Raw genomic sequence first — 12,427 nt, forward strand, 5'->3', positions numbered from 1 at the left:
GGCACCCCTCCCCCCACTCCCCCCGCACCACCCACAACCCCATAGAGCTCCAGCCGGCGCGCCGCTCTCGTCGCCGTCTGGTTCCCCACCCCTGCCAGTAACGCCTACTCGACGGGAGCACCTCTCCTCGTGGCCACGTTCCTCTACAAACTCGGCCGATTCGCCTTCCGGCGACGCCGGTTCGTCGCCCTCATATGGGTGGCGCTCCTCGCGGTCGCCGGTGTCGGGGCCGCCACCGCCTCGCCGCCGGCCAACGACAACTTCTCCATTCCCGGCACGGAGGCCCAGAAGGCCTTCGACCTGCTGGAGCAGCGATCCCCGGGCGGCAACCCCCAGGGCGCCACCGCGCGCGTGGTCTTCCACGCGCCGGACGGCGAGAAGATGACCGACAAGGCCAACAAGGCCGCGGTCGAGAAGACCGTCCGCGAGCTCAAGTCCGGCTCCGACGAGGTCGCCTCGGTCGCCGACCCCTACAAGACGGGCGCGGTCAGCAAGAAGGGCGACACGGCGTACATCCTGACCTCCTACAAGGTCAGCGCCATGGAGCTGCACGACAAGACCCGGGACGCCCTCAAGGAGGCGGGCCAGGAGGCCCGCGACTCGGGGCTGACGGTCGAGATCGGCGGTGACGCGCTGGAGCAGATGCCCGAGACCGGCGCCACCGAGGTCATCGGCATCGCGATCTCGGCGGTCGTCCTCCTCATCACCTTCGGCTCCCTGGTCGCCGCCGGACTCCCGCTGCTCACCGCGATCATCGGGGTCGGCATCGGCATCTCGTCGATCACCGCCCTCGCCACCACTCTCGGGCTGTCCAGCACCACCTCGACGCTGGCGATGATGATCGGCCTCGCGGTCGGCATCGACTACGCGCTGTTCATCGTCTCCCGCTACCGGGCCGAACTGGCCGAGGGGCAGGAGCGGGAGGAGGCCGCCGGGCGCGCGGTGGGCACCGCGGGCTCCGCGGTGGTCTTCGCCGGGCTCACTGTCGTCATCGCCCTGGCCGGCCTCGCGGTCGTCAACATCCCGGTGCTGTCCAAGATGGGCTTCGCCGCGGCGGGCACGGTGGTGATCGCCGTCCTCATCGCGATCACCCTCATCCCCGCGCTGCTCGGCTTCGCGGGCAGCAAGGTGGTCAGCCGCAAGGCCCGCAAGGCCGCCAAGGCCGCCGAGCAGGGCGCGGAGGGCCAGGCGGGTCAGGCCCAGGGCGAGGAGAAGCCCAACGCGGGCACCCGCTGGGCCCGGTTCGTGCTGCGCCGCCCGATCGTGGTGCTGCTGGTGGGTGTGCTGGGGCTGGGCGCCGCCGCGCTCCCCGCGGCGAGCCTGGAGCTCGGCCTGCCCGACGACGGCTCGCAGCCGACCGACACCACCAAGCGCAAGGCGTACGACCTGATCTCCGACGGCTTCGGCCCCGGCATGAACGGGCCGCTGATGGTGATGGTCGACGCCAAGGGCAGCGACGACCCCAAGGGTGCCGCGGAGCAGGTCCGCAAGACCATCCACGACGTGGACGGCGTCGCCGCGGTCAGCAAGCCGCAGTTCATCAACAAGGACGGCGACACCGCGACCCTGACGGTCATCTCCAAGTACAAGCCGAGCAGCGTGGACACCGAGGACGTGGTGCACCACATCCGCGACAAGGCCGCGTCCCTCAAGGCCGGGACCGGCGCCGAGGTGCTGGTGACCGGCCAGACGGCGATGAACATCGACATCTCGCAGAAGCTCAACGACGCCCTGCTGCCCTACCTGGGGCTGGTCGTCGGCCTGGCCTTCCTGCTGCTGATGGTCGTCTTCCGGTCGCTGCTGGTGCCGCTCAAGGCGGCGCTCGGCTTCCTGCTGTCCGTCGTGGCGGCGCTGGGCGCGGTCGTCGCGGTCTTCCAGTGGGGCTGGGGCGGAAGCCTGTTCAACGTCGAGGAGCCCGGCCCGATCATGAGCATGATGCCGATCTTCATGATCGGCGTGGTCTTCGGCCTGGCGATGGACTACGAGGTCTTCCTCGTGACCCGGATGCGCGAGGCGTACGTCCACGGCGAGCGGCCGGGCCAGGCCGTCGTCACGGGCTTCAAGCACGGCGCCCGGGTGGTGACCGCGGCCGCGATCATCATGATCAGCGTCTTCGCCGGATTCATCGGCTCCTCCGAGTCGATGGTGAAGATGATCGGCTTCGGCCTGGCCATCGCGGTGTTCTTCGACGCGTTCATCGTCCGCATGGCCATCGTCCCGGCGGTGCTCGCCCTGCTCGGCAAGTCCGCGTGGTGGCTGCCGCGCTGGCTCGACAAGGCGCTGCCGAACGTGGACGTGGAGGGCGAGGGCCTGCGCAAGCAGCTCGGGTCGGGCCCCGAGGCGGGCCGCGATGAGCGGGGCGCGCGGGACGTGCGGGACTCCGACGCGGATCTGACCCGGGTGTAGGTCCCGGGGTGAGGCCGGGGGTGAGAGCCCGGCCCCGGTGCGGCGGCGGCCCTTCGCGAGTGCGCGGAGGGCCGCCGTCGTGTGTGCGGGGTGCGCGGCGGGGCGGGAACGCGGGGGCTGGGCGGCGTGTGGGCGGTGATTTTCGCGGGTAGAGCGCTCTTGCGAATTGATTGCAATAACGGGTTACCATCATCGAGCGGATCAACCGGATTAACGGATTCCGCGGATGAAGCGGACACCCCCGGCGCAGAAGCGGAGCCCCCGTCATGCATGTCCCCGACGGATTCATCGACGCCCCGGTGTCCGTGGCGACCGGCGCGATCGCGGCCGTGGCGGTCGCGGTCAGCCTGCGCGGCGCCCGGCGCGAACTGGGGGAGGACGGAGCGGCGGCCGGCGCGGTCGCCTCGGGCGCCTCGGGTGCCTCGTCCGGTTCGGTCGGTTCGGTGGGCTTGGTCGGTTCGGTGGGCTCGGTGGGCTCGATGGGTGAGCGCACCGCCCCGCTGGCCGGGCTCGTGGCCGCGTTCATCTTCGCCGTACAGATGCTGAACTTCCCGGTCGCGGCGGGGACCAGCGGGCATCTGCTCGGCGGGGCGCTGGCGGCGATCCTCGTCGGCCCGTACACGGGCGTCCTGTGCGTCTCCGTGGTCCTGCTCATGCAGGGCGTCCTCTTCGCCGACGGCGGCCTCACCGCGCTCGGCGTCAACATCACGGACATGGCGGTGGTCACCACGGTGGTGGCCTACGCCGTCTTCCGCGGCCTCCTGAAGCTCACCCCCCGGCGCCGCCGCTCGGTGACCGTGGCCTCCTTCGTCGCCGCGCTGGTGTCCGTCCCCGCCGCGGCCGTCGCCTTCACCGCGATCTACGCCCTCGGCGGCACGGCCCACGTCTCGCTCGGCAAGGTCTTCACCGCCATGGTCGGTGTGCATCTGCTGATCGGCATCGGCGAGGCCGCGATCACCGCCCTGACGGTGGGCGCGGTCGTAGCCGTACGCCCCGACCTGGTCTACGGCGCCCGGGGACTGACCCGCACCCTGGAAATCCGCACCAGCACGGTGGCCGCGCCGGCAACCCCCGGCCTGGCGGCGCCCGCGGGCGCGACCTCCGGCCTGGCGGCGCCCGCGCCCGCAGCCCCTGGCCTCCCGGCGCCCGGGGCGGCTCCGGCGGCTTCCCCGGAGCGGGACGCCGCCTCGCCGCCGGCGCGGTCCGGCGCCGAGGACGGGACGGCACCGGAGGGCGGCGCGGTTGCCGCGCGTGCGGAGGACGGTCACGACCGGGCGGAGGCCGGGACTGCCCCGGCGGTGGCCGCCGGCGAGGCGGGCGCGCCCACGACCGGCGCGGACGCCGGCGCCGACGCGGCGCGGCCCGGGGCCACCGCCGGCGAAACCCCCGGCGCGGACGCCGCGGCCCCGGTGGCCGCGGTTCACACCGCGCGGCGGTCCACGCGGCGGGTGTGGGCGGTCGGGGTCGCGGCGGCGGTGCTGTGTGCCGGGGTGGTGAGCTTCTACGCGTCCGCCAGCCCCGACGGGCTGGAGAAGGTCGCCCAGGACAACGGCATCGACAAGAAGGCCGAGGACCACGCCGCCAAGGACTCCCCGCTCGCCGACTACGGCGTCAAGGACATCACCGACGCCCGGCTCTCCGGCGGCCTCGCCGGGGTGATCGGGGTCGGCGCGACGCTCGCGGTCGGCTCCGGGCTGTTCGTCGTCGTACGCCGCCGCAGCAGCAAGAAGGCCGAAGCCGCCGCCGCAACCGCCGCCCCCGCGCCCGCCACCCCCTCCGGCCGCGACTCGGAGACGGCCTGACATGGGCGCCGGCCATGCGCACAAGCTCTACCGGGAGGGCCGGTCGCCCGTGCACGCCCTCCCCGCGCAGTGCAAGATCGCCGCGGTGCTGTGCTTCGTCCTGGTCGTCGTGTCCACACCGCGCGAGGCCGTGTGGGCCTTCGGGGCGTACGCGGTGGCGCTGGCGGCCGTCGCGGCCGTGGCGCGGATCCCGGCGGGGTATGTGCTGCGGCGGTTGCTGATCGAGATCCCGTTCGTGGCGTTCGCCGTGCTGATGCCGTTCGTCGCGGACGGCGAGCGGGTGGCGGTGCTGGGGATGGAGCTGAGCCGCCCCGGCCTGTGGGGCGCCTGGAACATCCTGGCCAAGGGCACGCTCGGGGTCGCCGCTTCCGTGCTGCTGGCCTCCACGACCGAGCTGCGCGCCCTGCTGCTGGGGCTCCAGCGGCTGCGGATGCCTCCTCTCCTGATCCAGATCGCGTCGTTCATGATCCGCTACGGGGACGTCATCTCCGACGAGATGCGCCGCATGCGGATCGCCCGCCAGTCGCGGGGCTTCGAGGCGCGCGGCGTGCGCCACTGGGGCGTGCTGGCCAAGTCGGCGGGGGCGCTGTTCATCCGCTCGTACGAGCGCGGTGAGCGGGTCCATCTGGCGATGGTCAGCCGGGGCTATGCGGGCACGATGCCGGTGATCGACGATATGACGGCGACCCGGGCGCAGTGGCTGTCCGCCGCGGCCCTCCCGCTGACCGCGCTGGTGGTCTGCCTGACCGGATGGATGTTGATATGACCGGCCCCACTCCTGCCGAGAGCACCCCGCCCTCCCTCCAGGTGTCGGGCCTGGCCTACGCGTATCCCGACGGCCACCAGGCCCTCTTCGGCGTCGATCTGACCGTCGCCCGAGGGGAGCGGGTGGCGCTGCTCGGACCCAACGGGGCGGGCAAGACCACCCTGGTGCTGCACCTCAACGGCATCCTGGGCGCGGGCGCCGGGTCGGTGGAGGTGGCCGGGCTGCCGGTCGCCAAGCAGAACCTGGCCGAGATCCGCCGCCGGGTCGGCATCGTGTTCCAGGACCCGGACGACCAGCTGTTCATGCCGACCGTGCGCGAGGATGTCGCCTTCGGACCGGCCGCGGCCGGGCTGCGCGGCGCCGAGCTGGAGCGGCGGGTCGCTGCGGCGCTGGAGCGGGTGGGCATGGCGGAGTTCGCCGACCGCCCGCCGCACCACCTCTCCTTCGGGCAGCGGCGGCGCGTGGCGGTCGCCACCGTCCTGGCCATGGAGCCGGAGATCCTGGTGCTGGACGAGCCGTCCTCCAACCTGGACCCTGCCTCACGCCGCGAACTGGCGGACATCCTGCGGTCCTTGGACGTGACGGTGCTGATGGTCACCCACGACCTGCCGTACGCGCTGGAGCTGTGCCCGCGCTCCGTGGTGCTCAGCGGCGGGGTGATCGCGGCCGACGGCCGTACCCAGGACCTGCTGTGCGACGAGGCCCTGATGCGGGAACATCGACTCGAGTTGCCCTTCGGTTTCGACCCCCGCTCGGTGACGGCCCCGGTCTGAGGTTTCCGGCGGGGGCGTTGCACCATGGGGGGAAGCACGCATCGCCCTCGGCATGGTGGGAGTACGGATCAGTGGTGGACGTCCAGGGCACGGTGGCCGACGGATTCGAACCGGTCCGGGACGCCTTCGTGGACAACTTCGCCCGGCGCGGCGAGCGGGGCGCGGCGGTGGCCGTGTACCGGGAGGGCCACAAGGTCGTCGATCTGTGGGCCGGCACGAAGGACGTCGAGGGAGGCGCGGACGGGGCCGGCGGGGACGGGGCCGGCGGCGAGCCGTGGGCCCAGGACACCGCCCAGGTCGTCCGGTCCGTCACCAAGGGCATCGCCGCCGCGGTGCCGCTGCTGCTCCACCAGCGCGGCCAGCTCGACCTGGACGGCCGGGTCGGCACGTACTGGCCGGAGTTCAAGGCGAACGGCAAGGAGCGGGTGCTGGTGCGGCATCTGCTCAGCCACCGCGCCGGGGTGCCCGTGCTGGACACCCCGCTGGCCCCCGTCCAGGCCATCGACGGCTTCCACGGTCCGCGCGCGGTCGCCGCGCAGCGGCCCGTATGGGAGCCGGGCACCGCCCACGGCTACCACGCGCATACGTACAGCTGGCTGATCGGCGAGCTGGTCCGGCGGGTCACCGGGCGGACGATCGGGCGCTGGATAGCCGAGGAGATAGCCCGGCCGCTCGGCCTCGACCTGTGGCTCGGGCTGCCCCGCGAACAGCGCGGCCGCGTCGGCCGGATCGGCCCGGTGGAGGCCCCGCCGGCGCCCGCCTCGCAGGGCCCGCGGCTGCGGCCCAAGCGGTCGGTCACCGAGGCCTACCAGAACCCCGACTCGCTCACCCGGCGCGCCTTCGGGGCGATCAGCCCCCTGCCCGACGAGAACGACCCCGCCTATCTGGAGGCCGAGCTGCCCGCCTCGGGCGGCGTCGCCACGGCCGATGCCCTGGCCCGCTTCTACGCGGCGCTGATCGGCCCGCTGCCCTCGGCGGGCCCCCTGCGGTCCGGCGGCCGCCTCTTCGCGCCCGCCACGCTGACCCTGGCCCGTACGGAGGAGTCGGCGGGGCCGGACGAGGTGCTGGTCGTCGGCACCCGCTTCGGCCTCGGCTACATGCTGCACGGCCCCGCCTCCCCGCTCCTCGGCCCGGGCTCCTTCGGCCACCCGGGCCGCGGCGGCTCCCTCGCCTTCGCCGACCCCGACTCGGGCGTCGCCTTCGGCTACGTCACCAACGGCATGCAGCGCGGCGTCACCGCCGACCCCCGCGCGCAGGCGCTGGTGCGGGCGCTGCGGGCCGCTCTCACGTGAGGCTCAGCCGCCGCTTGGAGGTGAGGCTCACCAGGTCTTGCCGGCCTGCTCCCGGATCGTGCGGTTGATCCGGTTGAAGAAGTTGGTGAGCGCGATCTCCAGGGTGATCGCGGACAACTGCTCCTCGCTGAAACGGCGGGCCGCGGCGTCCCAGATCTCGTCGGTCACCCCCGGCGCGCCGTCCTGGATCCGGGTGGCGGCCTCCGCCAGTTCGAGCGCCGCCCGCTCCTCCTCGGAGAAGAACGGCGTCTCACGCCACGCGACCACGTTGTGCAGCCGCTCCTCGGTCTCCCCGCGCTTCTTCGCCGACTGGACCCCCGCGTATACGCACGGGCTGCAGCCGTTGATCTGGCTGGCCCGAAGGTGGACCAGCTCCAGCAGGCGCGGGTCGACGCCACCGGCGTGAATCGCCTTGAAAAGATGCTGAATCGCGGTGGTCACATCGGGATTCGCCGCGCTCTTCATGCGTGCTTCCATCGGTCTCGCCCCTTCATCGGTTACCTGTGCCCGACCGGGCACGTCATCCCCATGACGGAGCGGATCCGAGGAAGGTAACAACATGTCCGACCCCAGCCCGACGGACCCGGTGGCCGAGGCGTTCGAGGCTCAGCGCGACCGGCTGCGCGCGGTCGCCCACCGCATGCTCGGCTCGCACGCCGACGCCGAGGACGTGGTCCAGGAGGCATGGCTGCGGCTCTCCGGCCAGGACGCGGCGGCCATCCACAACCTCGCCGGCTGGCTGACCACGGTCGTCGGCCGCATCAGCCTCGACGTCCTGCGCTCGCGCCAGTCCCGTCCCCAGGCCTCCTATGACGACCGGCTGCCCGACCTCGTCGTGACGATCGACGACGGCGCCACCCCGGAGGACGACGCGGCCCTCGCCGACTCGGTCGGGCTCGCGCTCCTCGTCGTCCTCGACTCCCTCAGGCCGAGCGAGCGCCTGGCCTTCGTGCTGCACGACCTGTTCGCGGTGCCGTTCGACGAAATCGGCCAGATCCTCGGCAAGTCCACCGCCGCCACCAAGATGCTCGCCAGCCGCGCCCGCAGGAAGGTGCGCGCGACGAAACAGCCGCCGGCCGTCGGGCGGGAGCAGCGCGAGGTGGTCCAGGCCTTCCTGGCGGCGGCCCGCCACGGCGACTTCGAAGGGCTGCTGCGCGTGCTCGACCCCGAGGTGAAGCTGACCGTCGACACCCCCGACGGCGTGTTCGTCACCCTGGGCGCGACCGAGGTCGCCGCCGGCGCCCGGCTCTCCGCCAACGCGGCCGTGCGGGGGCGGGCGGTGCTCGTGGGCGGCCTGCCCGGAATCGCGGCATGGCGCGAGGACGGCTCCCCCCTCTCGGTCGTGGCGTTCACCGTCACCGAAGCCCGGATCACCCGTATCGCGATTGTGATCGACCCGGCCAAGCTTGCGGCGATGGACCTGCCGAGCCCTTCCCCTCGTGCTGCCGCTCCTACGAGCCGCCCCAAGCCATGTTGATGACGGCCACGAGCCTGGCGAGTGCGATCGCCACACCTTGGCAGGGGCGTTGCGTTACGCCGGGCGGAGCCGTGATCATCTACCCGAGTACGCGAATATTGGCGCTGTGTCGTGGACGAGGTCCGGACAGCCGACCTAGCGTCGTCCAGGTAGCGGGGATCAGTCTGCGCACGAAGGGGGCACCATGACGCGAAGCGATCTGACCCGTCTCACCGGCAATGCCGACGGGCCTCACTGCGACGACGACGATTGCCCGAACGTCTACCGAGACGAGACCGATGGCGGCATCGTCATCCAGGGCGACCAGTGCGAAGCGTTCCAGCCTCCCGCTGGTGAGGTGCTGGTGAAGATTCCCGAGCACGTTCTGAGGGAGGCTGTTCGTGCTCTTGGATGGTGATGGTTGGCGCGAGTTCTTCGATGCCTTCGAACGGGAGGCATGGCGGTTCGAGGCACAGCCCACGTACACCATGCCCAAGGAACAGGAGAACGTAGCCCGCTTCCTGCGGGGTGAAGGAAAGCCCCCGAACCACAATGCGCGATGGCATGAGCGAGTGAGGGGATACGTCAGCTCGGGCCGCAGCATTGGACGTGTCCGCATCGTGCGCCGGCCGCTCACCGACTACCAGCGGTACCAATTCGCGTGGGGTATCCCCGGCAACGTCAAGGCTGGTGAGGACATCCGCGTCCTGGATGTCACCCACGATGACCATGGCTTGCCCATCACCGGCCAGGACTGGTGGATGTTCGACGGGACCCGTATCGCCCATCTCAACTTCCGTCCGGACGGCACCCAGATCAACCGCGAGGTGTACGAGGGAGACCCCGCTCCCTACCGAGAATGGAAGCGGATCGCCCTGAAGCACGCCGTGCCCTTCGAGGAGTACGTGAAGGGCCTTGACCTTTGATCCGGGGCAGCTAGGCCAGTCGAAAGCTGACCTGGCAGAAACACTTCGTACGCTACGCAAGCGAGCCAACCGAACCCAGGTCTGGCTCGCTAGGCGCTGCAATATGTCTCAGACCAAGCTGAGCAACATCGAGACCGGCCGGATTGCCCCAAGCCTTATCGACGTTGAACTCATGCTGAGAGCTCTTGACGCCCCCATGGAGCTCGTCGCGGAGGCGATGGCCCTTGCAAGGCTTGCCAACACCGAATGGCAAGGCAAACGGGCATCGTGGCGTAGGGGTCTGGAGAAGCGCCAGGCAGAGCTGGCCGGCCTCGAAGCGGAGGCCAAGACACTCCGGTATTTCCTGCCTGCGATGGTGACCGGGCTCCTGGCCACGCCTGAATACATCAAGGCCAGTCTTGAGCACTCGCCGGTCGACATCTCCAAGACAGTGGCAAGAAAGCTGGATCGGCAGGCGGTCCTGTATGACACCACTAAGTGCTTTACCTTCCTGCTGACAGAGCAAGCCGTCAGGTGGACTGTGGTTCCCCGGGCGGCAATGGCCATACAGATCGACCGCCTTGTGTCGCTGTCCCATTTGCCGAATGTGCGTATCGGCGTGATCCCCTTCGGTGCCGCCGTAAGTCGAGGCCCCATGAATACCTTCACGGTCTACGACCAGCGCTTGGCGACAGTCGAGACTTTCACAGGGCGCATCGTGTTTCAGGACGCCAGGGACATCGCGGAACACCTGGCAGTGTTCGACCTGTATGAGCGTTACGCGCTCTTCGGAGAGGAGGCAAGGAACGTGCTCGGGGAATGGGCCGCTTCCTACCGCGCATGAGGGGCGGATCGGCCTTGCGGGCTGATGATAGGACCGCACACAAAGCAGTTGGCAGCCCAGGCGGTTGGCGACCCGGCCTTACGCGGGTTTATGCAACAACGGGCATAGTCCCGAGTGCGCATGGACGCGTTCGTCACGCTTCCTCTACCGTCGTGGTCAGTCGGTCCAAACAGGGCCGGAGCGAGGGGGTCTGGAATGTCTGAACGTGCGGCGCTCACCCGGCTCACCGGCACGGGCACCGGTGACTGCGGAGAGAAGGACTGCCCGAACGTCTACCGCGATGAGGCGGACGGCGGAATCGTCGTCCAGGGGGAGCGGTGCGCCGCGTTCCAGCCGCCGGCCGGTGAGGCGCTGGTGAAGATCCCCGAGCACGTTCTGAGGGAGGCCGTCCGTGCTCTTGGATGGTGAGGCGTGGAACGACTGCTTCGATTCCATGAAGCGAGAGGCGTGGCGGCTTGAAACACTGCCCGTCTACACCATGCCGCAGGAAGCGGAGAAGTTCGAGCGATTTCTTGCCGGAGAGAAATCGCCCGACAACTACACCTCGCGCTGGATGGGCGAGATACGGAAGTGGGCGAGTGAGGGCAAGGGTGTCGGCAGGGTTCACGTCGTGACCCGTCCCCTCTCGGACTACCTCCAGTTCGAGTTCGAGTACTACTACCGGCACCACGTCAAAGCCGGAGAGGACATCCGCATTCTCGATCTCACCGACAGGGAGAACCCGGGACTGCCTGGTCAGGATTTCTGGATGTTCGACGAATCCAAAGTCGTCCTGATGAACTACCGCGCTGACGGAACTCAGATCAATCGGGAACTTTACGACGGGGACCCGGAACCATATAGGCAATGGAAGCGGATCGCCATTGCCGAGTCCGTCCCGTTCCTGGAGTACGTGAACGGGTGACGTTCGAGCCTGAGCAGCCAGGGCAGCCCAAGCAGGAACTCGCTGCCCTGCTGAAAGAGCTACGCAAGCGAGCCGGCCTCTCCGGAGACCGGCTCGCTCTGCGTTGCAACATGTCTCAATCCAAAATCAGCCGGATCGAGAATGGCAAGGTACAACCCAGTCTCCTTGACGTGAACCGGATCCTTCGTGCGGTCGATGCCTCGGCCGAGGTGATCGCTGAGGTCACAGCATTGGCCAGGCTGGCAAACACCGTCGATGATTACGGGTCTTCTCTCGACTCCGGAATACATCCGGGCCAGCCTCGCTCATTCCATCGTGGACACGCGTAAGGTCATAACGAAGAAGCTGGAACGTCAGGAAGTTCTGCACGACACCACGAAGCGGTTCACGTTCATCCTCACAGAGCAAGCCGTCAGGTGGCCCCTTGTTCCTCCCGCCGCAATGGCCATACAAATTGGCCATCTGGTTTCCATTACGTATCTGTCCAGCGTGAGGCTCGGGGTGATCCCCGTAAGAGGGCACATGCCCATAGCTCCGATGGAAACATTCACGATCTATGACGATGTGCTCACCACTGTGGAAACCACTACCGGAGTCGTGATCCTGAGAGGTCCCAGAGATATTGCCGAACACCTTGACCTGTTCTCCGCCCTGGAGGGGTATGCGCTTTTCGGGGAACAGGTCAGGGAGCAGATGTCCGCGTGGTCCTCTGCTTGCCGTTCATGATCTTTAGTCGACAACGGGAATACTGACAGGCTCACGCAGCGCCCGCCGCTACCTTGGATATACGACCAAGAATTCCCGAAGGGGCGGGCGATGAGCCACACCTCTTCGGGTTCTTCGACTGCCGGACGTGTCCCCACACGTTCAAAATGCCATGCCGTCAATGCGTGGGCGGCACCATCGTGCATCGACGGTGCGGCGGCATGGCCCATCGCGAAAGAAAAGAGGAGGTTGGTGGATGAGCGCTGCGGCCGTCGATTCGTACGAGACGCGCACGCCCGACGCGGAAGGGTGGCGCGGAGTCCCGTTCCCGCACCCGCGTGACCTGGCGACCGCGCAGGCCGACGGAGGGAAGCACGACGGAGGACCCATTCCTCCCGAGGCCCCTCGCGACCCCGCTCCGCAGGGAGGGGATGGCGAGTAGAGCTGGGGCGTCCCTGGGCCCCGGCGACGGTCTGGTTGCCGGGGCCCCTCGCACGCCTGAGCTGACTAGCCCCGGACTTCGCGGGTCACCGGTTTAGGTCTGTGGCCAGCGGGTCTGTGTGATGTCATGTCG

General features: G+C 69.6%; 14 protein-coding genes. 13 read left to right on the forward strand and 1 reads right to left on the reverse strand.

Annotated elements, in window-relative coordinates; all coding sequences use genetic code 11:
* Positions 1-129: 129 nt before the first annotated feature.
* The 5 genes from BBH68_RS17730 to BBH68_RS17750 all read left to right on the forward strand — a co-directional run bounded on the left by BBH68_RS17730 (position 130) and on the right by BBH68_RS17750 (position 7,039).
* The gene (locus BBH68_RS17730) at positions 130-2,406 is read left to right on the forward strand and encodes an MMPL family transporter (protein WP_065963557.1); all 2,277 of its coding nucleotides are present in this window, start codon (positions 130-132) and stop codon (positions 2,404-2,406) included.
* Between the two features lie 266 nt (positions 2,407-2,672).
* Positions 2,673-4,208 (forward strand): energy-coupling factor ABC transporter permease, encoded by a 1,536-nt coding sequence (locus BBH68_RS17735; RefSeq protein WP_065963558.1) that lies wholly within the window; start codon positions 2,673-2,675, stop codon positions 4,206-4,208.
* A gap of 1 nt (position 4,209) precedes the next feature.
* Positions 4,210-4,974, forward strand: coding sequence for a cobalt ECF transporter T component CbiQ (gene cbiQ, locus BBH68_RS17740; RefSeq protein WP_065963560.1), 765 nt, complete (start codon positions 4,210-4,212; stop codon positions 4,972-4,974).
* The gene (locus BBH68_RS17745; RefSeq protein ID WP_065963561.1) at positions 4,971-5,747 is read left to right on the forward strand and encodes an energy-coupling factor ABC transporter ATP-binding protein; all 777 of its coding nucleotides are present in this window, start codon (positions 4,971-4,973) and stop codon (positions 5,745-5,747) included. Before cbiQ ends, BBH68_RS17745 begins: the two co-directional genes overlap by 4 nt.
* Positions 5,748-5,818: 71 nt before the next feature.
* Entirely contained in the window at positions 5,819-7,039 is a 1,221-nt protein-coding gene (locus BBH68_RS17750) for a serine hydrolase domain-containing protein (protein ID WP_065963563.1), read from the forward strand.
* A 27-nt stretch (positions 7,040-7,066) separates the two neighbouring features.
* On the opposite strand, the gene BBH68_RS17755 is transcribed toward BBH68_RS17750, so the two are convergent.
* Entirely contained in the window at positions 7,067-7,516 is a 450-nt protein-coding gene (locus BBH68_RS17755) for a carboxymuconolactone decarboxylase family protein (protein WP_065963565.1), read from the reverse strand.
* 82 nt (positions 7,517-7,598) lie between these two features.
* Between BBH68_RS17755 and BBH68_RS17760 the strand changes: the two genes are divergently transcribed.
* The 8 genes from BBH68_RS17760 (at position 7,599) to BBH68_RS44260 (ending at position 11,874) form a co-directional block, all read left to right on the forward strand.
* Complete coding sequence (locus BBH68_RS17760; RefSeq protein WP_065963567.1) at positions 7,599-8,516, forward strand: sigma-70 family RNA polymerase sigma factor; 918 nt, start codon at positions 7,599-7,601, stop codon at positions 8,514-8,516.
* Between the two features lie 184 nt (positions 8,517-8,700).
* Positions 8,701-8,913: a hypothetical protein gene (locus BBH68_RS17765; protein WP_065963569.1), complete on the forward strand. Its 213-nt coding sequence runs from the start codon at positions 8,701-8,703 to the stop codon at positions 8,911-8,913.
* Positions 8,897-9,421, forward strand: a complete 525-nt coding sequence (locus BBH68_RS17770; RefSeq protein ID WP_065963571.1) for a DUF6879 family protein — start codon at positions 8,897-8,899, stop codon at positions 9,419-9,421. The genes BBH68_RS17765 and BBH68_RS17770 overlap by 17 nt, the downstream gene beginning before the upstream one ends.
* Complete coding sequence (locus tag BBH68_RS17775) at positions 9,411-10,244, forward strand: helix-turn-helix domain-containing protein (protein ID WP_076970820.1); 834 nt, start codon at positions 9,411-9,413, stop codon at positions 10,242-10,244. The genes BBH68_RS17770 and BBH68_RS17775 overlap by 11 nt, the downstream gene beginning before the upstream one ends.
* A gap of 195 nt (positions 10,245-10,439) precedes the next feature.
* Positions 10,440-10,652 carry a hypothetical protein gene (locus BBH68_RS17780; RefSeq protein ID WP_065963577.1) on the forward strand — a complete coding sequence of 71 codons (213 nt, stop codon included), beginning with the start codon at positions 10,440-10,442 and terminating at the stop codon, positions 10,650-10,652.
* A complete protein-coding gene (locus BBH68_RS17785; protein WP_065963578.1) occupies positions 10,636-11,148 on the forward strand; it encodes a DUF6879 family protein in 513 nt (170 codons plus the stop codon). The genes BBH68_RS17780 and BBH68_RS17785 overlap by 17 nt, the downstream gene beginning before the upstream one ends.
* Complete coding sequence (locus BBH68_RS44255) at positions 11,145-11,477, forward strand: helix-turn-helix domain-containing protein (protein ID WP_342673135.1); 333 nt, start codon at positions 11,145-11,147, stop codon at positions 11,475-11,477. The genes BBH68_RS17785 and BBH68_RS44255 overlap by 4 nt, the downstream gene beginning before the upstream one ends.
* Positions 11,404-11,874, forward strand: a complete 471-nt coding sequence (locus tag BBH68_RS44260; protein ID WP_342673136.1) for a Scr1 family TA system antitoxin-like transcriptional regulator — start codon at positions 11,404-11,406, stop codon at positions 11,872-11,874. Before BBH68_RS44255 ends, BBH68_RS44260 begins: the two co-directional genes overlap by 74 nt.
* Positions 11,875-12,427: the final 553 nt, after the last annotated feature.

The sequence above is a fragment of the Streptomyces sparsogenes genome (genome assembly GCF_001704635.1).
In the GTDB taxonomy this organism is placed as follows: Bacteria; Actinomycetota; Actinomycetes; order Streptomycetales; family Streptomycetaceae; genus Streptomyces; species Streptomyces sparsogenes.